This window comes from Shewanella waksmanii ATCC BAA-643 (assembly GCF_000518805.1).
GTDB lineage: Bacteria > Pseudomonadota > Gammaproteobacteria > Enterobacterales > Shewanellaceae > Shewanella > Shewanella waksmanii.
The window spans coordinates 72,559-92,623 of record NZ_KI912497.1 but is presented as its reverse complement, the minus strand read 5'-3'; the positions used below and the strand labels follow the sequence as shown (position 1 = coordinate 92,623).

The following is a 20,065-nucleotide window of genomic DNA, read 5'->3' as shown; positions in this document are numbered from 1 at the left end:
TCACGCCGAATAACTTATGATGCTCATTATCTTAAACATTAATGTTAATGAGAGTGACGATGAAAGTATGTCAGAATCAGCAGTCAGCCAGTGAAGTGAGCCTTTCTATCATCATACCTGTTTTCAATGAACGTGCGGGTCTGTCAGAGCTGATAAGTCGATTAGATACCGTGATCACTGGTTTAAACATCAGTAGTGAATTGGTTTTCATTGATGATGGCAGCACCGACGGTACATGGGAGGCGCTACAAGCCTTACCGACAGCAAGTTTTGCTTACCAATGCATTCGCTTGAGTCGCAACTTTGGCAAAGAAGCTGCGACGACAGCAGGGCTCGAACAAGCCCGCGGCCTGGCGGTGATATTACTTGATGCTGATTTACAGGATCCACCTGAGTTGATCCCAGAGATGATCGCAGCTTGGCGTGGCGGAGCGGATGTGGTCAATATGCGACGTCGCTCCCGCTCAGGTGAGTCTTGGTTTAAACGTTTTTCTGCTGCGGCCTTTTATCGTGTCATTAATGGCATGTCGCAGACGGATATTCCTGAGAATGTGGGTGACTTTAGATTGCTCAGTCGCCAGGTTGTTGATGCTATAAATGCGCTACCTGAAAGAAACCGTTTTATGAAAGGCCTACTGAGTTGGCCTGGTTTCAACCAAGTGACTCTCAACTTTGACCGTGACCCGCGCTTTACCGGCACCAGTAAGTGGGGCTATGGCAAGTTACTCGGCTTAGCGATGGATGGCATTACTTCATTTAGTATCAAACCGCTTCGAATAGCGACTTGGCTAGGCCTTGCCACTGCGCTTGCAGCGTTTTGTTACGGCAGCTGGGTATTTGCTAAAACAGTCATTTGGGGGGAAGTGGTGGAGGGTTACCCCTCGTTAATGGTGGTGCAACTTGGGGTCGCTGGGATTCAACTGCTGGCGCTAGGCATGATAGGTGAGTATTTGGGACGGGTATTTATGGAAGTAAAGCAGCGACCTGTTTACCTGATTGGGGATGTTAAGTATCGCCAAAGCTACCAAAGCCGACGTACTGCATCGTCAGTAAGTGGGGCGATAGATTCGGGCAATATTCGTTATTTGAAGGCTAAATTATGAAGGCTATGTCACGTTTAGCTTGGGGATCGCTGGCGCTGTTGGTGACAATCTTAATTGTGCGCCTGGTGAGCTTGAGCTTTTATCCTTTAATGGATACATCAGAGGCTCGCTACGGTGAAATGGCGCGATTAATGGTAGAGACTGGTAATTGGTTGACTCCGTTGTTTGACTACAATGTACCATTTTGGGGCAAACCGCCGCTGCACACCTGGATGAGTGCGCTGGGTTTAACGGTGTTTGGTGATAATGAGTTTGCCGTCCGTGTGCCGCATTGGCTGGCGGCAGTGGCGACTTTAGCGCTAAGCGGCTACTTTGCCAAGCGCTTAAAGATCGATGCGATAAAGACCTGCATTATCCTAAGTACTTGTGTGGTGTTTTATGTCAGTGCTGGAGCAGTAATGACAGACATGGCGCTGACTTTTGGCTTAACGCTTGCGATGGTTGGATTCTACCTATGCTGGCAAGGGGAAGTACGCTGGGGGTATTGGGGCTTTGTGGGGTTAGCCATTGGTTTACTAGCAAAAGGTCCGGTTGTCATTGTGATCATGGCCATTGGGGTCGGACTATGGCTAATTTGGTCGCAAGGGCTAATTCAACCATGGTCAAGGCTTTGGCAGAAGATACCGCTTCTTTCTGGGCTAGCATTAATGTTAGCGATTGCGGCCCCTTGGTACTTATTAGCTGAACAAGCCACTCCAGGGTTTTTGCAGTATTTCCTTGTTGGTGAACATTGGTTGCGCTTTGTCGATAGTGGTTGGACGGGCGATCTTTACGGCTCAGCCCATGATGAACCCAGAGGAACTATCTGGCTGTTTTTCGCTGTTGCAGCACTGCCTTGGAGCGCTTTTATTCCACTGGCCTTGTGGCGCATATTCAATAGCGATTCAGGGTTAACTTCGTTACACCAGTTTCTTATTTGTTGGATGGTCGCGCCTATGGTGTTGTTCACATTGGCGGGTAACGTGCTGCCTGCTTATGTATTACCGGGCATTCCCGCATTGGCTTTACTGCTTGCTAGCGCTTGGCCGAAAACTAACTTGCCAGGGCAAACAGCAATCGCCATAGCGATCCCGCTATTGATTGTCGCGACTGTGGTGGTGCTCAATAGTGGCCCGACAAAATTGAAAAGTGATAAGTGGTTGTTAACGCCTGTACCTAAAGGTGAGAGCGTATACTATTTAGGTAAAAGACCGTTTTCATCGCGCTTTTACAGCGAAGGCAAAAGCAAAACGATGACCGAAGATGAGCTATCGGCCATGGCTACTGTCCGCTATTGGCTGGTGGTAAAACAAGCGCAAATCAGTGAGCTTGATTTAAGTCATTGCACAGCTGTGCGTGAGACGAAAGAGAAGCAGTTACTTCAATGTCAGCCTTAACACCGTTAACGCGCCTAATTACCTCACCACTGATCAAGTTCTTATTAGTGGGCGGCAGTGCATTCTTAGTTGATTTAGGCTTGTTTTGGCTAGCGGCATTTCAGCTTGAAATACCGATTATGTGGGCGCGAGCGCTGGGCTTTATAACAGCCTTGTGCATCACATGGGGGCTTAACCGTCGATGGACTTTCGCTCATCGACATCAATCGCAAAAACGTCGGCAAGCGCCGGCCGTTTTCGTCGTGGCGCTACTGGCAATTGCTGTAAATTTGACAGCATTTTCAGTTGTTAGTGCTTACTTGCCTCAGCAGGCCGCTTACCAAATGGCGGCGCTGGCATTAGGTGTCATGGCTGGTACTGCCATCAATTGGTTGGGGGCCAATTACTATGCCTATCGTGATAATCAGCAGCAAACTGTTACTGACTAGGCCTTTAATGTGGTAACTGTGGTGTGCGACAATGACGCTTTTCTTTGTCATCAAGTTATTGGTTGCGTGAAGGTGGTGAGCCTTTATGTGACTTGGAGTTAACATGATTAAATCTAAGCAGGCTATTTCTATATTGCTGGCTGGCGCGGTAATGACCGGTTGTCAGACAACCAATCCTTATACTAACGAATCTCAAAATGCCCGTGCGACAAATGGTGCCATGATAGGCGCGATTGCTGGCGCGGCAATCGGTGTGGCCTCATCAAGTAAAAGTGATCGCGGCAAAGGAGCATTAATTGGTGCTGCATCAGGTGCCGCCTTAGGTGGCGGCATTGGTTACTATATGGATGTGCAAGAAGCCGAGCTTCGTCAACAGTTACAGTCTACGGGCGTGAGCGTTACTCGCAGTGGCGACAATATTATTTTGAACATGCCAAATGAGGTTACTTTTGCCGTTGACCAAACGGATCTTAATGCTGGTGCTAAACGTGTGCTGACTAGTGTTGCATTAGTAGCGAAAGAGTATGACGAAACTCAGCTAAATGTGATGGGCTTTACTGACAGCAGCGGGGCTGAATCATACAACTTACGCTTATCACAAGTTCGAGCCTCTGAAGTAGCCAATTTTCTTATGGCGCAGCAAGTTGCAAGTCATCGTATTGCATCCCACGGAATGGGTGAATCCCGTCCTGTTGCATCTAATGATACTAAAGAAGGTAGAGCGCAAAATCGCCGTGTAGAAATTGTGCTTAGTCCATTGCCGCAAAGTTAGTCAGTATTAACAATTTAGCTAGTAATAGGGTCGTTGCATGGTGGCCTTATTGCTGGTTGTATGTCGCTATCTTTTTACAACTAAATCCAACAAAGTGGGACAGTTTGTCTCGGTTGATTTTTTTCCTCGTTACCTGCCTCCCATAGTGAAAGAAAACCCTCGTTGTAACTCTTGTGAGCCTTGGTGAGTTACGGCTAAATATGGCCATTGCTAATTGACTTTGGAAACAATAATGAAATCTTGGATGATAGTTGGATTACTTGCTTGCCCAGCGATGGCGCATGCGGCAGAGCTTGAGTTTCGCGCCGCGGGTAGCTTAAAAACGGCGATGAGTGAAGTCATTGGTCAATATCAGCAACAAGTCAATGTCGATATTAATGCGCAATTTGCGCCATCGGGTTTGCTGCGTAAACGTATTGAACAAGGTGAGCAGGTTGACCTCTATGCGTCTGCCAATATGAAACACCCTAATACCCTGCACGCGGCCAACCAAGCGGGCCCAGTTGTTGAGTTTGCCGGCAATAATCTGTGTGCTTTGGCGCAGCAATCTGTGGAAGTCGATTCAAATAATTTACTTGCCGTTATGCTGAACCAGAAAATCCGTCTAGGAACTTCGACGCCGAAAGCGGACCCTGCTGGGGATTATGCATGGCAGCTGTTTAATCGTGCTGAATCTGTACAGCAAGGGGCAGAGGCGGCATTACAATCTAAAGCTCTGCAATTGACTGGCGGTGAAAATAGTGCCAAGCCACCTAAAGGTCGCAACCCTTATGGCTGGGTGATGGGCGAGCAGCAAGCGGATCTATTTTTGACCTATTGTACCAATGCAGTGTTAGCGCAAAAAGAGGTGCCAAGCCTTAAGATTATTAAGGTGCCGAGTGAGTTAGCGGTTGGGGCGACTTATGGGCTGACATTAGTAAACGATTACCACAAAGAGGCTGCAGGTCTGGCGATGTTTATTCTGTCTTCACAGGGGCAAGCTATCTTGGCCAAATATGGTTTTGAAACTCGCGCAGAATAAACAGATGATTTTACTTAAATCAGCCGAATAGATAGCACTGAAACCTGGGCCTGTTTAAACGGCGAAGAGCACATTACGAGAGTGTTAAACTTGCCTGATGCGCATGATAGTGAGACCGATGAGTAGGCATAGGTAAAAAGCGATGCGCAGCAGCACGGTTTGTGTCGGTTGCATAGTGAGTTCATAGTGGTTGAGCTTGTCCTCAAAAGCATGGATATGTTTGCGCATCGAGCCCATTGTACCGCGCTCGTGAGTGTATTGGCGACTTTGTAGCAGTATTTGCAGTTCTTTGATGGTGTCACTATAGAGGCTAATTAAATGTGCCAACTCTTGGTTGTCGCTAGACCACTGCGACAGGGTTTGGACTTTATTACTTAGCAGTTGCAAGGAAATCGGGTTTTCGGAGGTAATATAGGTGAATAGGTGCTGCCTGATCGCTAAGGTTTGTGCATAGACATTGACATTATACTCACGTCCTAATAGCTCCAGTTGCTCTTGCTCATTCATCAGCCGATTAAGGATCTGCAAATCTTGCTGATTGGCCGATTTAAGCTCAGTTATCAGTCGATGAAAATCTGTCTCGTATTGACTCAGAGAGCCTTTAAGGCCTGCCATTTGTGAAGCGGTATTACGGGTCAAACAATGGCCAAAATGTTCGGTTTGCTGTTTAACTTGAGCTAAGCGCTTTTCCCAGGTTTCTTTGTATTCTATTTGCTGACGCAATAAATAATCTTTTTCATGGCGCCTAAGCATCAAGTGTTGTTGCTGCAATTTGAGCACTTGGACATAACAATCGTTTGCGCTAGCACTCCAATACTGAAAGCCCTCGAAGCCGAGGACCAATATAACCGTGATAACTATGGCGAGTGATGTCGAGCGTTGGCTACTCAAAAAAGCGCGTCCTTTGCTGGTTTATCTCATTAGTATAGCTGCTGTTTTCAATGTATTGGCCAAATTAATGTGTAAAATTAGTTTAATAGGAACACTGTTGCTAGCCCTAAGAAGGCGAATAAGCCAATGACATCCGTCACGGTAGTAAGTACCATTCCTCCGGCTAATGCAGGGTCAATATTGAGCTTTTTAAGTAACAATGGAATGCTCGCGCCGGCAAAGCCTGCGACTGTCATATTGATTAGCATTGCCCCGCCAATCAGCCCACCAAGGGCGATATCTCCTTTCCAAGCCCAGACTGCTAGAAATACTAATACTGACCATAAAATACCATTGAGGAAGCCAATGGCGAGCTCTTTGCCGATGAGCCAGCGAGAGTTACTCTGACCAATTTGCCCCAAGGCGATACCGCGAATCACCAATGCTAAGGTTTGGTTACCGGCCACGCCTCCCATACTGGGGACAATGGTCATTAAAATCGCAATGGTAGCAAATTGCTCTAACGTGCCTTCAAACATATTACTGACAGATGCCGCTAGCAGCGCTGCAAATAAGTTAATTGTGAGCCATAGTGAGCGACGGAAAGTACTTTTAACCACTGGACCAAAGGTGTCCATGTCGTCATCCATACCCGCCATCCCCATCATTGAGTGCTCGGCATCTTCACGGATAACGTCAACCACATCATCAATGGTAATACGGCCGAGTAAGCGATTATCATCGTCAATAACCGGTGCCGACAGCCAATCGTGACGCTCGAACAACTGCGCCGTCTCACTGTCTGACATACCAACGGGAATACCTTCTAAATCGGCTTCCATAATATCTCGCACAGAAGCATTGGGGTCGCAGGTCAGTAGCGCCGAAATTTTGATCCCGCCTAATAAACTGTCTTGCTTGTCGACCACATAAAGCGTATCTGTTGCTTCGGGCAGCTCTCCACGAATACGTAAATATCTGAGAATCACGTCGATATTGACATCGGGACGTAAGGTCACGGTATCAGTGTTCATCAAGCTGCCAGCGGTATCATCAGGGTAAGACAGTGCTTGTTCAACTCGGGCTCTATCTTGCGAGCTCATTGACTGCAACACTTGATTGAAAACACTGTCGGGCAAGCTACGTAAGATGTAGGCGAGATCATCGGTGTCCATGTTCTGTGCTGCTTTTGCAACACGCTCGGGCGCCATTTGAGTAATGAGGGTATCTTTGAGCTCTTCGCCTAACTCGTCGAGGATTTCACCGGTATGCTCTTGGTCAATTAGCTGGAATAACACTTGGCGTGTTTTAGGGGGTGATGACTCTAAAATAAAGGCAATGTCTGAGGCGGCCATATCATGTAGCATGTTGCGTACATGCACGAACATGCCGCTGCCCAATGCCTGAGTGACTTGGTTGAGGCGCTGATCATTTGTCTCATTGTCTAGTACTTCTATTGGCATTGATCCCCCCTCGAATAGTCCAAGTTAGCTGTGAAAACGTGTTAAATGATTTGAGGCGACGATGTTAATAGCATTAACTATAGGAGTGTTTGATCCTACTCGCAAAAATTGTGCCGACAGGCTATGTTAACTCAAGACTGTGACACTGTAGAGATAAATTAAAGGTAAGTGAGTAATTTGTAGATTATGCGATGATTGTTTAATTCGCTTCGTCAAACTTAGCATCGATTAGGGCGCTAATCGCATCTAATGCCGCTTGGGCATCTTTACCTTCACTGAGTAAGGTAATGGATTTACCTTTGCCACTTTCTAGCATCAGTAAGCCTAATACACTGGCGGCAGAGGCTTGTTTTTCACCTTGGATTAAAGTCACTTCAGCATCAAATGTGGAGGCCAAAACCGCAAGTTTTGTTGCAGCACGAGCGTGCAGACCCAGTTGATTACAGATGGTGAGCTGTCGTTCAAGCTTTGCCATTGTTGAGCTCACGGTGCCTAGCATTAACATTGTGCTTAGAGTCATTAAATAACTTAGCTAATTGCTCTGTTACATACACAGAGCGATGTTGCCCGCCTGTACAGCCAATGGCAATAGTTAAATAACTGCGGTTGTTACGCTCTAGGTGCGGTAGCCAAGTTGCTAATAAATTCTCGATTTGCCAAATAAACTTATTCACCATAGGCTGCTGTGCAAGAAACTGCTGCACCGGTTCATCTAGCCCTGTTAGCGGGCGTAAGTTCGGCTCCCAATGGGGGTTTGGTAAAAAGCGCACATCGAACATAAAGTCGGCTTCACTCGGCATCCCATGTTTGAAGCCAAATGATTCAAAGTTGATAACTAACTCTTTGTCGACAGTGCCAAGCAGGATCTCTCTCACCCTATCACTGAGATCATAAATATTGCGATTAGAGGTATCGATATAATGATCGACCAAGTCGGCTACAGGGCTGAGTAATTTACCTTCGAGCTCAATAGCTTCTTTTAGTGATGCTTGTGAATGGGAGAGTGGGTGCAGGCGACGAGTTTCGCTGTAGCGTTTAAGCAACACTTCATCACTGGCATCGAGAAAGAAGCTCAGTAGTTCGGTGTCTGCTGGCAAATTAGCAAGCTGCTTTTCTAGCTCGATATCTTGCTCTGGCATATTACGTACATCAACACTTATGGCAACCAGTTCATTGCGGCCTTTCAGCTGCTCCAGCAGCGAGTCCATCAGTGGCAAAGGTAAATTGTCGACACAATAGTAACCTAAGTCTTCAAGTACTCTAAGTACTACTGATTTACCTGAGCCGGAACGTCCGGATACCATTACGAGTTTCATTGAGTTATCACCTGATAAAGTTCTGCTTCATCATGGGACTTTCTGAGCTGTTTGAGTATGAATTTATCATTAAGTTTTTCAGCCATGCAGGATAAAGTACTTAAATGTTGTTCACACTGATCACTGGGCACCAGTAAAGCAAATAAGATATCAACTGGCTGATTGTCGATTGAGTCAAACGCAATCGGCTCAGCACACTTGACCAATACTGCGACAGGATATTCGATATTACTCAGACGACCGTGAGGAATGGCGATACCGTTACCTATACCTGTGCTACCCATCTTCTCTCTAGCCAATAGGCTTTCAAAAATCTCTTGTGAGGAAAGGGTAGGGTACTGGACAGCAGCTAAATCGCTGATTAATTCCAGTACCTTTTTCTTACTGCCCGGTGTGGCACAGGTCGTGCACTCCGGCCGCAGGATGGTACTTAGTTCCATCGTTAATGTTTTGTCAGCTTCTCTTTATGTTTAATTACCTGACGATCGAGCTTATCTATCAGGGAGTCAATGGCGGCATACATATCTGCATTATGGGAAGTGGCAAACACTTCACCGCCGGAAAGGTGAACTTTGGCTTCAGCTTTCTGTTGCATTTTTTCTACATTCAACACAACGTGCACATTATTGATCTGATCGAAATGGCGTTCAAGCTTTGAGAACTTTTCTTGAACATAAGTTCTCAATGAATCAGTGATCTCTACATGGTGTCCAGTCAAATTAATTTGCATATAGGTCCTCCAGTGTTCAATTAACGGATCATAAACTCTTACGTTGGTTTGACGGTGGTATAAGCATTGCCTCACGATACTTGGCAATGGTTCGTCTAGCCACTTTTATTCCTTGTTCAGCCAATAGCTGTGCCATCTTGCTATCGCTTAGTGGTTTCTTCTGGTTCTCTGCTGCCACTAATTTTTTGATGAATGCGCGAATAGCTGTCGAAGAGCACTCGCCGCCATCATCTGTGCCAACATGACTCGAAAAGAAGTATTTTAGTTCAAAAATGCCACGTGGGGTGTGCATATACTTCTGTGTGGTAACTCGTGATATGGTCGATTCATGCATTTCTACCGCTTCAGCAATATCGTTGAGGACCATTGGCTTCATGGCTTCTTCACCAAACTCGAAGAATCCTTGTTGGAAGTCAACGATGCAGTTAGCCACCTTTAGCAAGGTATCATTGCGACTCTCAAGGCTTTTTAAGAACCATTTCGCTTCTTGGAGGTGACCTCGAATAAATTGGCTATCGGCTTGGTTTTTAGTGCTACGAGCCATAGATGCGTAGTGCTGATTGACATTGATTTTTGGCATGTAATCAGGGTTGAGTTCAACCACCCAGCGGCCTTTTTGTTTAGTGACCGTAACATCCGGAATCACATACTCATCACGGTTAGGCGCAACGGTTAACCCAGGTCTAGGGTTCAGTGATTGAATCAATGCAATGGCTTCACGTAAATCATCTTCTTTGAGCTTGGTTTTACGCATCAGCAAGCGGAAGTCTCGCCCAGCAATTAAATCTAAATGCTCTTTGATGAGTAGCTTAGCATTGCCAATATGCGGGGTACTCTCGCTAAATTGTGCCAACTGAATTGACAAGCACTCGCTTAAATCTCGGGCGGCCACGCCAATTGGGTCGAAGTGTTGAATGCGTTTGAGCACAGCTTCAACTTCATCCAGTTCTATTTCCGGATCGCCCATGGCATCGAGAATATCTTCGCAGGTTTGAGTTAAATAGCCGCGCTCGTCAATGGCGTCAATAATGGCCGTGGCGATGGCATTGTCATTGTCTGAAAAAGGCGTGAGGTTTTTTTGCCACTCTAAATGTTCATACAAGCCTTCGCTGGTTTCACCTTGGAAGGGCATATCATCATCACGCATTGCGCCAGAACTGGCGTTGGGGGCTGCGGTATATACCTCATCCCACGTGGTATCAACGGGCAGTTCATCTGGCATTGATTCTTGGGTGAGGGCCTCAGATGTTTCTACTGATGAGCTATCTTGATTGCTGGCGCTGTCAGTGGTTGCGCTGTAGTCGTCAGTATCGCTATTTTTATCATCTTGGCTGCTATCGCTGGCGTCGGTTTGCTCTTCGTCCAATTCTAATAGCGGGTTGGACTCTAATGCTTGTTGGATCTCTTGCTGCAATTCCAGTGACGACAGCTGCAGGAGGCGGATGGCCTGTTGCAGCTGAGGAGTCATGGTGAGCTGTTGACCCATTTTGAGCTGGAGTGACGCTTTCATCTTACTGCTATTCCCTTCTTTGTAATTATAAAATGAGAAAGCTTGCTTGTTTTTTATGGGGTTTCTCTAATCCCCAAAATTTATTCAGGTGATGACACTGTCAACAGTCATCACCCTCACTATGGTTTAACTATAGCTTGAATTGTTCACCTAAGTACACCGCACGGACTTGTTGATTGTCCAAGATTTCAGCGGGTGTGCCTTCAGCGATAAGATTGCCATGACTCACAATATAGGCTCGCTCACAAACATCGAGTGTTTCGCGTACATTGTGGTCAGTAATTAACACACCAAGGCCGCGGTTTTTCAGTTGCTCAATGATCTTTTTGATGTCGATAACCGAGATAGGATCGACTCCCGCAAACGGTTCATCTAATAAGATAAACTTAGGGTTTGCCGCAAGTGCCCGAGCAATCTCAACTCGACGTCTTTCACCGCCCGATAGTGCCATACCTTGGCTATCGCGAATGTGAGTAATGTGGAACTCTTCCAATAAATGTTCTAACTGTTCTTCTCGCTGTGCGGTATTGAGCTCTTTACGGGTTTGCAGCACGGCCATGATGTTATCTCTAACCGATAACTTGCGGAAAATACTGGCTTCTTGTGGCAGGTAACCAATACCTTTGCGCGCACGCAGGTGCATAGGATCTAAAGTTAAATCGTCTTCATCAATAAAGATACGACCTTTATCACTCTGAACTAAGCCAACAACCATGTAGAAAGTGGTCGTTTTACCCGCACCATTTGGGCCCAGTAAGCCAACGATCTGCCCGGTTTTAACGGTTAAACTCACATCTTGAACCACAGCGCGGCTTTTGTAGCTTTTGGCTAAATTGACCGCTTTGAGCGTTTTATCGGTCATTGTTGCTCCTGAGGTTTATTTTCAGGTTCATCAAGCTCTTGGTAGTTCTCAGGTTGAATGATTGTAATGACACGGTCATTGCCGGTACTCTCTGCAATTAACTGTTGTTGTTCAATGTTGTAACGTATTTGGTTACCGGTCACTTGGCTACCATCTTGCTCAAGTGTGGCATTGCCAATTAGGGTTAAGGTGCGGGTGGCAAGTTCATAGCGAATTTCACTGGCGCTGGCTTTTGCTGGACGACCATCTTCCATTATTTGTGAATACGTTGCCGGGGTACCGGTAGCAACCAAAATTTTGCCATTACTTTCATCTTTGGTAAACGCGCGTAGCTCATCTGCATTAATCTTGATTGAGCCTTGGGTAACCTCAACTGGGCCATTGAAGATTATTTGATTATTTTTAATATCTGCTTCTTGGCTCGCGGCGGCAATTTTGACTTCTTGCAGCAAATCGTTTTCAACCGCACCAATCTGCAAGCTAAGGACTGACAAACAAGCAGCAGCAATAAGTTTATTTAGTTTCATAAGTACCTTTTACCTGACTCGTCAGTTTTACGGTTTGCTTGTTCAGATCGCCAAACAAGCCTTCACCCGTGATGATGAAGTCGTTTCCCGTGATATTGATTGTCCTATCTGACGTCATAATCATGGTGTTTAAATCGAGTTCTAGGTATGTTGTTTCAATTGTTTGTATCGGCTCTTCAGGGCTGATGGCGTCAATGATAACATCTTTTTCTAATGTAACATGACCGCTGTTTTTATCTAATGTGCCAGTTGATGAACGCAGTCGCCATTGGGCTTTGCCTTCATCCGGGTAGAGTAGGTAGACCGGCTCAGTAAAGTAGGTCATATTGGCTTCTTCAAAGTGTTCCATATGACGAGCTGATACCCGGCTATTAATTTCACCTTGCTCATTGAACTCAATGCTTTTGAGATCGTTGATGACATAATCAGGATGTTCACTACCATCTTGAAGTTGCACATTATTGCTGCGCTTAGATTGCACTTGCCAATAGAGGATTAGCGCAGTGCCAAAAAACACGATAATAGCAATGGTGACTCTGTTCATATACTCATACCGTGGGCGGTATCGAACTTATCTTGGCTTAACAGCAACAAATCGGTAAGTTCTCGCAGTGCACCATGCCCGCCACGAATATGGGTGACCATATCGGCGCGTGCTTTTACATAAGGGTGGCCATCGGCAACACACACTGACAGACCCACTTGCTGCATGACGGGTAAATCCACCATATCATCACCGATATAAGCCACTTGCTCAGGTGTGACCTTATAGAGTGTTAATAATTCTTGGTAGGGTACCATTTTGTTGTCGATACCCTGGTATATGTGAGTAATACCGAGCGCCGTCATTCTATCTTCGACAATTTTTGATTTACGACCGGTAATAATCGCGACCGGAATATCACTACTTAGTAATGAACGTACGCCGTAACCATCGCGGGTATGAAAACTCTTAATCTCATCACCTGAATTACTCATGTACACCAGGCCATCAGAAAATACCCCATCAACGTCACAAATAAGCAACTTGATGTGCTGCGCTTTTTGCCAAACATGCTCGCTAATAGGGCCGTAAAATCCTTGATGAGACATGTTAAATTACTCCTGCTTTAACCATATCGAGCATATTCAATGCACCGATAGGTTGTTGCTCTTGATTGATGACGATTAGACCATTGATATCTTTTTCATCCATCACTTTTAATGCTTCGGCAGCGAGGATGTTGTCGCTAACAGTGACACAGCCTTTGCTCATCACATCTTCAATTGAGGTATCACGTAGGTTGACTTGAGCGTCAATCACTCGGCGTAGATCACCATCGGTAAATATGCCGACCAGCAGGCCCTGCTTATCAACTACCGCGGTCATACCTAAGCCTTTTTTGGTGATTTCATATAAGGCATCAGTGACTGAAATATGCTGCTGAACGCAAGGCAGCTCATTGCCTTGGTGCATCACATCGCTTACTTTCAGCAATAGCTTACGGCCTAGGCTTCCACCTGGGTGTGATAGGGCAAAATCGTCTTTAGTGAAACCGCGCGCTTGCAAGAGTGCCACCGCTAAGGCATCGCCCATCACCAAGGTTGCCGTGGTACTTGAAGTGGGCGCGAGTCCTAATGGACAGGCCTCTTCAGGTACTTCTATGCACAAATGGACTACAGCATGTTTAGCCATTGTTGAGTTAGGTTTGCCGGTTACCGCAATAACAGGCAATCCCATGCGTTTGATAACCGGCATTAGGGTAAGGATCTCGCCGGCTTCACCAGAGTTTGAGATGGCTAAAATGACGTCATTTTCACTCAATACGCCAAGATCGCCATGGCTTGCTTCCCCTGGATGGACGAAAAATGCGGGGGTGCCGGTACTGGCTAATGTGGCGGATATTTTATTGCCGATATGGCCAGATTTGCCCATGCCCATAACAATCACTTTACCGGTACATGCCATAATTAATTGGCATGCACTGGCAAACTCTTCGGAGTCGACATATTGGTATAAATTATCGAGTGCACTGCGCTCTATATCGATAACGTTGCGACCCCATTGTCGGAGTTGATTTGCCTCTACCATAAAATTCTCTTTAGTTAATGCCGTATACGGTTAGTGAAAGAATGCACTTTTACTAGGATAGAAAAATAACCGCTTGATACGCAATAAAAGTTAATAGTAATACACCACCGTGCCAGCGCTTTAATTGACGTTGCTTACCTGTGAGCAAGATCAACACTGCTAATGCAGTACTGGTGGCCATGACCATATAAAAGTCACGTGAACTAGCTGCCGCATCGACTGCACCCGGCGCAATAAGTCCGGGTAATGCTAACACAGCAAGAATATTAAACAGGTTTGATCCAACAATATTACCGATTGCAAGATCATCTTCTTTCTTCAAAACACCGGCAACACAGGCAGCAAGCTCAGGTAAGCTGGTGCCCACTGCAATAATGGTCAGTCCAATAACTAAGTCTGAAAGTTGATAGGCTTTCGCGATTCCAACGGCGCCTTGTACCATCCAATCAGCTGATAGCGGTAATAATACCATACCCGCCGCGACCCAAAATATGGCTCTTAACGTCGGCACATCTTTGGGGATTTCATTGTCAGCTTCATCAGCGAGGGCATCTTTTTGTTTATTCGTTACTGCATGCCAAATCAAATAGCCCATTAACATGAAAAACAGCACCAGTAGCAGTACGCCTTCGGTGCGGGTCAATTGACCATCATGGAGGAAATATCCTGCAATCGCGGTGGCCACTAACATCATTGGTATTTCACGCTTGAGGGTTTGTGAGCTAACCGAGATTGCGCCAAGTAGCGCAGTGATACCTAAGATCAGTGTAATGTTAGCAACGTTTGAGCCAAGTACATTACCAATAGCCGTATCTGTCATGCCTTCCATTGATGCGGTGGCGGCAACAAACATCTCTGGGGCTGAGCTGCCCATTGCGACAATTGTTAGACCAATGAGCATAGGAGGCAGGCCGAGATTGCGTGCAAATGCTGCGGCACCGTAGACAAACTTGTCTGCGCTCCAAACTAAGGCTCCAAGCCCCGCAATAAGCATGAAAATATTAAATAACATTTAAGTCCATTCTATTTGACAAATATGAGGCGCATTTTCGCTGGAAATGAGAGAAAATGAAAGTATTGGCGTAAGATAGTCTGGATTCAGTTGTGCACAATGCATCAATTCCGTACAATTCGCCTCTTTCCTCTTTAGCAACCATCAACCAGTTCACGGCAATGGATCTGACTATGACAACTTCATCACAGGCGCTGATAACAGTACAAAACCTGGCATTTAGTCGCGGTAATCATGTGATTTATGATGACGTCAGTTTATCTATCCCCAAAGGTCAAGTCACCGCGATTATGGGGCCTAGTGGTATAGGTAAAACCACGCTGCTTAAATTAATTGGTGGTCAGCTAACCCCTGATGCTGGGCAGATACATTTTGATGGGGTTGATGTGCATCAATGTAGCCGCAGTGACTTATTTAAACTGCGTAAACGCATGAGCATGCTATTTCAAAGTGGTGCATTGTTTACTGATATGAATGTGTTTGACAATGTCGCATTTGCCCTTCGAGAACATTCAGGCCTACCCGAACAGATCATTCGCACTATTGTGCTGATGAAACTCGAAGCCGTCGGGTTGCGTGGTGCGGCGCAAATGATGCCCAATGAGCTATCTGGCGGCATGCAGCGGCGAGCCGCTTTAGCAAGGGCAATCGCGCTTGAGCCGGAATTAGTGCTGTATGATGAGCCTTTTGCAGGACAAGACCCCATCTCTATGGGCGTGTTGGTTAAGTTGATTCGTGAACTCAGCGACGCGTTGAATCTGACCTCGGTGGTGGTATCTCACGATGTACAAGAAGTGTTAAGTATTGCCGACTATGTCTATGTGCTGGCTGATAAGCGGGTGGTTGCCCATGGCACCCCTCAAGCGCTCAGGCTTGCCGATAATCCGCAGCTGCAACAATTTATTAGTGGTGCACCAGATGGACCTGTTCCATTTCACTTTCCCGCTCAAGATTACCGTAAGGAGATGTTAGGTGAGCTTGATTGATCATATTGCCAACCTTGGTCGTAATGCCATCGCGCTAGTAGCCGGTTTTGGCCGTGCTGGATTGATGTTGTGGGGAGCCATTGCACGGGTTCCCAATTTAGCGAAGGGCACTCCACTATTGATCCGGCAACTGTACGTTGTTGGCGTCCAGTCGATGGTGATAATTCTGGTGTCAGGGTTGTTTATCGGCATGGTGCTAGCGCTTCAGGGCTATAATATTCTAGTGGGTTTTGGTACCGAAGACAGTTTAGGTCCTATGGTTGCTCTGAGTTTACTGCGCGAACTCGGGCCGGTAGTCACTGCACTGTTGTTTGCTGGTCGCGCTGGCTCGGCATTGACCGCAGAAATCGGTTTGATGAAGAGTACTGAACAGCTATCTAGCTTGGAGATGATGGCTGTCGATCCCCTGAGGCAGATTATTGCACCACGCTTTTGGGCTGGCGTGATCAGCTTGCCGTTGCTGGCACTGATGTTTACCGCAGTGGGCATATACGGTGGCCACCTTGTAGGGGTGGAGTGGAAAGGCATTGATAGTGGCAGTTTTTGGTCAATTTTGCAGTCCTCGGTGGAATGGCGACAAGATATAGTTAACTGTTTAATTAAAAGTACCGTGTTTGCTGTGGTTGTTACTTGGATTGCGCTATATCGCGGTTATCAGGTGATTCCGAATCCTGAGGGAATTAGTAAAGCAACAACGCAAACTGTGGTGCAATCAAGTTTGGCGGTGCTAGCACTGGATTTTCTACTGACAGCGATGATGTTTGGTAGTTAATTAATTATTGTTTAGGGAAGAAGCGAGATAGCCAATTTAATGGTATCTATAACCAAGTAGAGTGGTAGGTTGAACATGGTAACACGCAAGATTGAAATTTTAGTGGGCTTGTTTTTACTGTCTGGGTTAGCGGCCTTTTTGGTGTTGGTTTTTAATGTGGCCAACGTTGATGTTAAAACTGGGCAAAGCCAATATACCTTGTATGCCAAGTTCAGTAATATTGGCGGTTTGAAAGTACGATCGCCTGTCAAAGTTGGCGGTGTCGTAGTGGGGCGGGTAAAAGCCATTACCCTTGATGAGCAAAGCTTGTTACCTGTGGTTGAAATGACCATCGACACTCAATACAACCAATTTCCTGAAACGAGCAGTCTCTCTATTTTAACTTCTGGGTTGCTCGGCGAGCAGTTCCTAGGACTGACCCCAGGTTTTTATGATGAAGATATAGCCATGCTGGTTGATGGTGACAGAATTGATGACACTCACTCCGCATTAGTGCTAGAAGATTTGATCGGACAGTTTTTGTATAGCGTAAAGTCAAAGGATGACTAATTTTAAAGGATGGGAATATGAGTAGTATAATGAAAATGTTGATGTTTACTTGGTTAGCTATTGTCAGTGTTAACGCCCTAGCTGACACTGAGATAGAACGCTCAAACCCCTACGCTATGGTTGAGCAAGTGGCCAATAAGACTTTTGCTCGTTTTCATCAGGATTTTGACACAATTCAGGCCGATCCTGACCATCTTAAGTTGATAGTATCTGAAGAGTTGATGCCATACATCGATTATAAGTATGCGTCCTACAAGGTTATGGGGTCGCACTTACGATCGACAACACCGGAGCAACGCAAGCAGTTTGTGAATGCGTTTAAAGCTTATTTGGTGGCGACTTATGCTCAGGCATTTACTGAATACACTAATCAGCAGGTCAAGTTTGAACCTGCTCGCGCGTTTGATGGCGAGAAAATGATTGATGTTCATGTACAAATAGTTGAGCCGAATCGACCACCCATTAAAGTGCAGTTCCGCGTTCGTCGACTTAAAGATGATACTTGGAAGGCATTCGATTTAGTCGCTGAAGGTGTCAGTTTGTTGTCGTCGAAAAGTAAGGAAATCAGTAATCTCATTCGCCAAAATGGTATTGATAATGTGATTGGCGACTTGCGTGCGCGTACCGATGACCATGTTGTTTTGGAAGCCGAAGGTAATTAACCGATGGCACAATTCCGTAATGATGATGGTTATTGTTACCTGACGGGGCGACTGGCACACAGTGACGTGATAACCTTATGGCCATCACGCGAGCAGCTTATTAGTGCTGACACACAATGTATTGATTGTAGCGGTTTAGATTATATCGATAGCGCTGGTGTCGCGATGTTGGCACAACTGGTTGTCAAACACCAATGTGCTCAGCTGACATTTAAAATGTTGCCGCTGCAAACTCAAAAATTAATAGATTTATATGACTTACAAGCCTTCTTCCCTGAAGAAGCTCAATAAAGGTTTCCCCCATGGAATGTAAAGAGATAGAAAAACTACTGACCGATGCGTTAGCGTTAGAGCAAGTGACTGTGACCCAAGATGGGACACATTATAAAATTGTTGCTGTTGGTGAGTGCTTCGATGGAATGAACCGAGTAAAACAGCAGCAGACGATTTATGGCCCAATTATGGATCATGTCACTAGTGGTGAGTTACACGCTATCACGATTAAGGCGTTTACGCCTGAACAGTGGCAGCGTGAAAAAATCTTCAACATGTAAGGTTGGAGAGAGATTTTGGATAAATTAACAATACAAGCGAGTGAGCCGCTAGCGGGCGAAGTGGTCATTTCTGGTGCCAAAAATGCCGCCTTACCCATTCTGATGGCGGGGGTGTTAGCACAAACAGATTTTGTGCTGTCTAACGTACCTAACCTTCGAGATGTAAACACTAGCTGTGAGCTGCTACGTTGCCTTGGTGCACAGGTAGCGCGCTGTGATGAGGGTGACATTACTATCTCAACAGCAACGCTAAACGAGTTTTGTGCACCCTATGACCTCGTTAAAACTATGCGAGCGTCAATATTGATATTAGGACCATTGCTCGCTCGATATGGTACCGCTGACGTATCGCTTCCGGGCGGTTGCGCCATCGGCGCTCGTCCAGTTAACTTGCATTTGCAAGGACTAGAGCAGATGGGGGCGCACATCGAAGTTGATGAGGGCTACATTAAAGCTCGCGTAGATGGACGCTTAAAAGGCGCACATATCTTTATGGATATGATCAGCGTCGGTGCCACTGAAAACCTCTTGATGGCTGCAAGTCTCGCAGACGGTGAGACTGTCATTGAAAATGCAGCCCGTGAACCAGAAGTGATTGATTTGGCAAACTGCCTCATCGCGATGGGGGCTAAGATTGAAGGGGCTGGTACAGACACGATTCGTATTCAAGGTGTTGAATCACTTAATGGTTGTCATTATCGGGTGATGCCCGATCGAATTGAAACCGGCAGTTTCTTAGTTGCAGCAGCCGTGACTCGAGGCAAAATTCGCTGTCTTAATGCGGATCCTAAAACCTTAGAAGCAGTGCTAGCCAAGCTTGAAGATACTGGTGCAAAAATTACCACTGGTGAAGATTGGATTGAGCTGGATATGCAAGGCCAACGTCCGCGTGCAGTTAACATCAAAACTGTGCCTTATCCTGGTTTTCCGACCGATATGCAGGCGCAATTTTGTGTGCTTAACGTACTTGCTGAAGGCACCGCGACCATTACTGAAACCATATTTGAAAACCGTTTCATGCATGTACCAGAGCTGAACCGTATGGGCGCTCACATGGAGCTAGAAGGCAATACTTGTATTATTCAGGGTATTGAGCGTCTTAATGGTGCGCAAGTAATGGCAACGGATCTACGTGCTTCGGCCAGTCTTGTGATTGCCGGGTTAGTTGCCGATGGCAATACTATTGTTGACCGCATTTATCATCTTGATCGCGGCTATGAACACATTGAGCAAAAGTTCAAAGGACTAGGCGGCCAAGTGACACGCATTAAGTGATGTCACAATTGATAGCGTAAAAGCCGTGCATTAATTGCACGGCTTTTTTGTTTTGATGAATATCAAGCTTTTAAAGTGTTGCTGTGAAGCAAAATGATCTTTTGTTGTTTTGATCAACGCCTGCTTGTTGCAAAGCTGATACTTTTGCAGCATGGCGACATTTATCACTTTTAATATCTACCTCTTTTACGGTCTCGTTTTTTTTG

25 protein-coding genes are annotated in these 20,065 nt (G+C 45.9%); 12 read left to right on the top strand and 13 right to left on the bottom strand.

What is annotated here, in order from left to right; genetic code table 11:
• The first annotated feature begins 59 nt into the window (after positions 1–59).
• The 5 genes from L865_RS0120505 to L865_RS0120485 all read left to right on the top strand — a co-directional run bounded on the left by L865_RS0120505 (position 60) and on the right by L865_RS0120485 (position 4,700).
• Positions 60–1,103, top strand: coding sequence for a glycosyltransferase family 2 protein (locus tag L865_RS0120505; protein ID WP_028774936.1), 1,044 nt, complete (start codon positions 60–62; stop codon positions 1,101–1,103).
• Positions 1,104–1,108: 5 nt separating this feature from the next.
• Complete coding sequence (locus L865_RS0120500) at positions 1,109–2,479, top strand: ArnT family glycosyltransferase (RefSeq protein ID WP_028774935.1); 1,371 nt, start codon at positions 1,109–1,111, stop codon at positions 2,477–2,479.
• Positions 2,467–2,907, top strand: coding sequence for a GtrA family protein (locus L865_RS0120495; protein WP_028774934.1), 441 nt, complete (start codon positions 2,467–2,469; stop codon positions 2,905–2,907). Before L865_RS0120500 ends, L865_RS0120495 begins: the two co-directional genes overlap by 13 nt.
• A 103-nt stretch (positions 2,908–3,010) precedes the next feature.
• A complete protein-coding gene (locus tag L865_RS0120490) occupies positions 3,011–3,679 on the top strand; it encodes a YiaD family glycine zipper/OmpA-like lipoprotein (RefSeq protein ID WP_028774933.1) in 669 nt (222 codons plus the stop codon).
• A 232-nt stretch (positions 3,680–3,911) separates the two neighbouring features.
• On the top strand, positions 3,912–4,700 hold the full coding sequence (locus L865_RS0120485) for a molybdate ABC transporter substrate-binding protein (RefSeq protein WP_051484716.1): 789 nt from the start codon (positions 3,912–3,914) through the stop codon (positions 4,698–4,700).
• An 84-nt stretch (positions 4,701–4,784) separates the two neighbouring features.
• Here L865_RS0120485 and L865_RS0120480 read toward each other — a convergent pair whose 3' ends face one another.
• The 13 genes from L865_RS0120480 to L865_RS0120420 all read right to left on the bottom strand — a co-directional run bounded on the left by L865_RS0120480 (position 4,785) and on the right by L865_RS0120420 (position 15,061).
• Entirely contained in the window at positions 4,785–5,591 is an 807-nt protein-coding gene (locus L865_RS0120480) for a hypothetical protein (RefSeq protein ID WP_028774931.1), read from the bottom strand.
• A 77-nt stretch (positions 5,592–5,668) separates the two neighbouring features.
• Positions 5,669–7,033, bottom strand: coding sequence for a magnesium transporter (mgtE, locus tag L865_RS0120475; protein WP_028774930.1), 1,365 nt, complete (start codon positions 7,031–7,033; stop codon positions 5,669–5,671).
• A 199-nt stretch (positions 7,034–7,232) separates the two neighbouring features.
• Positions 7,233–7,508: an HPr family phosphocarrier protein gene (locus L865_RS0120470; RefSeq protein WP_028774929.1), complete on the bottom strand. Its 276-nt coding sequence runs from the start codon at positions 7,506–7,508 to the stop codon at positions 7,233–7,235.
• The gene (gene rapZ / locus L865_RS0120465; protein WP_028774928.1) at positions 7,495–8,349 is read right to left on the bottom strand and encodes an RNase adapter RapZ; all 855 of its coding nucleotides are present in this window, start codon (positions 8,347–8,349) and stop codon (positions 7,495–7,497) included. Before rapZ ends, L865_RS0120470 begins: the two co-directional genes overlap by 14 nt.
• The gene (gene ptsN, locus L865_RS0120460) at positions 8,346–8,789 is read right to left on the bottom strand and encodes a PTS IIA-like nitrogen regulatory protein PtsN (protein WP_028774927.1); all 444 of its coding nucleotides are present in this window, start codon (positions 8,787–8,789) and stop codon (positions 8,346–8,348) included. The genes rapZ and ptsN overlap by 4 nt, the downstream gene beginning before the upstream one ends.
• 2 nt (positions 8,790–8,791) lie before the next feature.
• Entirely contained in the window at positions 8,792–9,079 is a 288-nt protein-coding gene (gene hpf / locus L865_RS0120455; RefSeq protein WP_028774926.1) for a ribosome hibernation promoting factor, read from the bottom strand.
• Between the two features lie 28 nt (positions 9,080–9,107).
• Positions 9,108–10,589, bottom strand: coding sequence for an RNA polymerase factor sigma-54 (locus L865_RS0120450; protein WP_028774925.1), 1,482 nt, complete (start codon positions 10,587–10,589; stop codon positions 9,108–9,110).
• Between the two features lie 130 nt (positions 10,590–10,719).
• The gene (gene lptB / locus L865_RS0120445; RefSeq protein WP_028774924.1) at positions 10,720–11,451 is read right to left on the bottom strand and encodes an LPS export ABC transporter ATP-binding protein; all 732 of its coding nucleotides are present in this window, start codon (positions 11,449–11,451) and stop codon (positions 10,720–10,722) included.
• Entirely contained in the window at positions 11,448–11,978 is a 531-nt protein-coding gene (gene lptA, locus L865_RS0120440; protein ID WP_028774923.1) for a lipopolysaccharide transport periplasmic protein LptA, read from the bottom strand. Before lptA ends, lptB begins: the two co-directional genes overlap by 4 nt.
• Entirely contained in the window at positions 11,965–12,522 is a 558-nt protein-coding gene (lptC, locus tag L865_RS0120435; protein WP_028774922.1) for an LPS export ABC transporter periplasmic protein LptC, read from the bottom strand. Before lptC ends, lptA begins: the two co-directional genes overlap by 14 nt.
• The gene (gene kdsC, locus L865_RS0120430) at positions 12,519–13,070 is read right to left on the bottom strand and encodes a 3-deoxy-manno-octulosonate-8-phosphatase KdsC (RefSeq protein WP_028774921.1); all 552 of its coding nucleotides are present in this window, start codon (positions 13,068–13,070) and stop codon (positions 12,519–12,521) included. Before kdsC ends, lptC begins: the two co-directional genes overlap by 4 nt.
• Position 13,071: 1 nt before the next feature.
• Complete coding sequence (locus tag L865_RS0120425; RefSeq protein WP_028774920.1) at positions 13,072–14,049, bottom strand: KpsF/GutQ family sugar-phosphate isomerase; 978 nt, start codon at positions 14,047–14,049, stop codon at positions 13,072–13,074.
• 52 nt (positions 14,050–14,101) lie between these two features.
• The gene (locus tag L865_RS0120420) at positions 14,102–15,061 is read right to left on the bottom strand and encodes a calcium/sodium antiporter (protein ID WP_028774919.1); all 960 of its coding nucleotides are present in this window, start codon (positions 15,059–15,061) and stop codon (positions 14,102–14,104) included.
• Between the two features lie 173 nt (positions 15,062–15,234).
• Between L865_RS0120420 and mlaF the strand changes: the two genes are divergently transcribed.
• From mlaF to murA, 7 genes are all read left to right on the top strand, one after another.
• A complete protein-coding gene (gene mlaF / locus L865_RS0120415) occupies positions 15,235–16,047 on the top strand; it encodes a phospholipid ABC transporter ATP-binding protein MlaF (RefSeq protein ID WP_028774918.1) in 813 nt (270 codons plus the stop codon).
• The gene (mlaE, locus tag L865_RS0120410) at positions 16,034–16,819 is read left to right on the top strand and encodes a lipid asymmetry maintenance ABC transporter permease subunit MlaE (protein ID WP_028774917.1); all 786 of its coding nucleotides are present in this window, start codon (positions 16,034–16,036) and stop codon (positions 16,817–16,819) included. The genes mlaF and mlaE overlap by 14 nt, the downstream gene beginning before the upstream one ends.
• 75 nt (positions 16,820–16,894) lie before the next feature.
• Entirely contained in the window at positions 16,895–17,368 is a 474-nt protein-coding gene (gene mlaD / locus L865_RS0120405) for an outer membrane lipid asymmetry maintenance protein MlaD (RefSeq protein WP_028774916.1), read from the top strand.
• 17 nt (positions 17,369–17,385) lie between these two features.
• A complete protein-coding gene (locus L865_RS0120400) occupies positions 17,386–18,030 on the top strand; it encodes an MlaC/ttg2D family ABC transporter substrate-binding protein (protein ID WP_028774915.1) in 645 nt (214 codons plus the stop codon).
• Positions 18,031–18,033: 3 nt separating this feature from the next.
• The gene (locus tag L865_RS0120395) at positions 18,034–18,321 is read left to right on the top strand and encodes an STAS domain-containing protein (RefSeq protein WP_028774914.1); all 288 of its coding nucleotides are present in this window, start codon (positions 18,034–18,036) and stop codon (positions 18,319–18,321) included.
• An 11-nt stretch (positions 18,322–18,332) separates the two neighbouring features.
• Positions 18,333–18,584 (top strand): BolA family protein, encoded by a 252-nt coding sequence (locus L865_RS0120390; RefSeq protein ID WP_028774913.1) that lies wholly within the window; start codon positions 18,333–18,335, stop codon positions 18,582–18,584.
• A gap of 15 nt (positions 18,585–18,599) precedes the next feature.
• On the top strand, positions 18,600–19,859 hold the full coding sequence (murA, locus tag L865_RS0120385; RefSeq protein ID WP_028774912.1) for a UDP-N-acetylglucosamine 1-carboxyvinyltransferase: 1,260 nt from the start codon (positions 18,600–18,602) through the stop codon (positions 19,857–19,859).
• The last annotated feature ends 206 nt before the right edge of the window (positions 19,860–20,065 follow it).

What these genes read in the sequence shown, in the direction of transcription:
- L865_RS0120390 (WP_028774913.1), top strand. Translation starts at nt 18,333, where the DNA reads ATGGAATGTAAAGAGATAGAAAAACTACTGACCGATGCGTTAGCGTTA.
- mlaD (WP_028774916.1), top strand. Translation starts at nt 16,895, where the DNA reads ATGGTAACACGCAAGATTGAAATTTTAGTGGGCTTGTTTTTACTGTCT.
- hpf (WP_028774926.1), bottom strand. Translation starts at nt 9,079, where the DNA reads ATGCAAATTAATTTGACTGGACACCATGTAGAGATCACTGATTCATTG.
- L865_RS0120395 (WP_028774914.1), top strand. Translation starts at nt 18,034, where the DNA reads ATGGCACAATTCCGTAATGATGATGGTTATTGTTACCTGACGGGGCGA.
- L865_RS0120400 (WP_028774915.1), top strand. Translation starts at nt 17,386, where the DNA reads ATGAGTAGTATAATGAAAATGTTGATGTTTACTTGGTTAGCTATTGTC.
- L865_RS0120425 (WP_028774920.1), bottom strand. Translation starts at nt 14,049, where the DNA reads ATGGTAGAGGCAAATCAACTCCGACAATGGGGTCGCAACGTTATCGAT.
- lptB (WP_028774924.1), bottom strand. Translation starts at nt 11,451, where the DNA reads ATGACCGATAAAACGCTCAAAGCGGTCAATTTAGCCAAAAGCTACAAA.
- L865_RS0120500 (WP_028774935.1), top strand. Translation starts at nt 1,109, where the DNA reads ATGTCACGTTTAGCTTGGGGATCGCTGGCGCTGTTGGTGACAATCTTA.
- L865_RS0120420 (WP_028774919.1), bottom strand. Translation starts at nt 15,061, where the DNA reads ATGTTATTTAATATTTTCATGCTTATTGCGGGGCTTGGAGCCTTAGTT.
- mlaF (WP_028774918.1), top strand. Translation starts at nt 15,235, where the DNA reads ATGACAACTTCATCACAGGCGCTGATAACAGTACAAAACCTGGCATTT.
- lptA (WP_028774923.1), bottom strand. Translation starts at nt 11,978, where the DNA reads ATGAAACTAAATAAACTTATTGCTGCTGCTTGTTTGTCAGTCCTTAGC.
- ptsN (WP_028774927.1), bottom strand. Translation starts at nt 8,789, where the DNA reads ATGGAACTAAGTACCATCCTGCGGCCGGAGTGCACGACCTGTGCCACA.
- L865_RS0120485 (WP_051484716.1), top strand. Translation starts at nt 3,912, where the DNA reads ATGAAATCTTGGATGATAGTTGGATTACTTGCTTGCCCAGCGATGGCG.
- mgtE (WP_028774930.1), bottom strand. Translation starts at nt 7,033, where the DNA reads ATGCCAATAGAAGTACTAGACAATGAGACAAATGATCAGCGCCTCAAC.
- rapZ (WP_028774928.1), bottom strand. Translation starts at nt 8,349, where the DNA reads ATGAAACTCGTAATGGTATCCGGACGTTCCGGCTCAGGTAAATCAGTA.
- L865_RS0120495 (WP_028774934.1), top strand. Translation starts at nt 2,467, where the DNA reads ATGTCAGCCTTAACACCGTTAACGCGCCTAATTACCTCACCACTGATC.
- kdsC (WP_028774921.1), bottom strand. Translation starts at nt 13,070, where the DNA reads ATGTCTCATCAAGGATTTTACGGCCCTATTAGCGAGCATGTTTGGCAA.
- L865_RS0120505 (WP_028774936.1), top strand. Translation starts at nt 60, where the DNA reads ATGAAAGTATGTCAGAATCAGCAGTCAGCCAGTGAAGTGAGCCTTTCT.
- L865_RS0120470 (WP_028774929.1), bottom strand. Translation starts at nt 7,508, where the DNA reads ATGGCAAAGCTTGAACGACAGCTCACCATCTGTAATCAACTGGGTCTG.
- L865_RS0120490 (WP_028774933.1), top strand. Translation starts at nt 3,011, where the DNA reads ATGATTAAATCTAAGCAGGCTATTTCTATATTGCTGGCTGGCGCGGTA.
- lptC (WP_028774922.1), bottom strand. Translation starts at nt 12,522, where the DNA reads ATGAACAGAGTCACCATTGCTATTATCGTGTTTTTTGGCACTGCGCTA.
- L865_RS0120450 (WP_028774925.1), bottom strand. Translation starts at nt 10,589, where the DNA reads ATGAAAGCGTCACTCCAGCTCAAAATGGGTCAACAGCTCACCATGACT.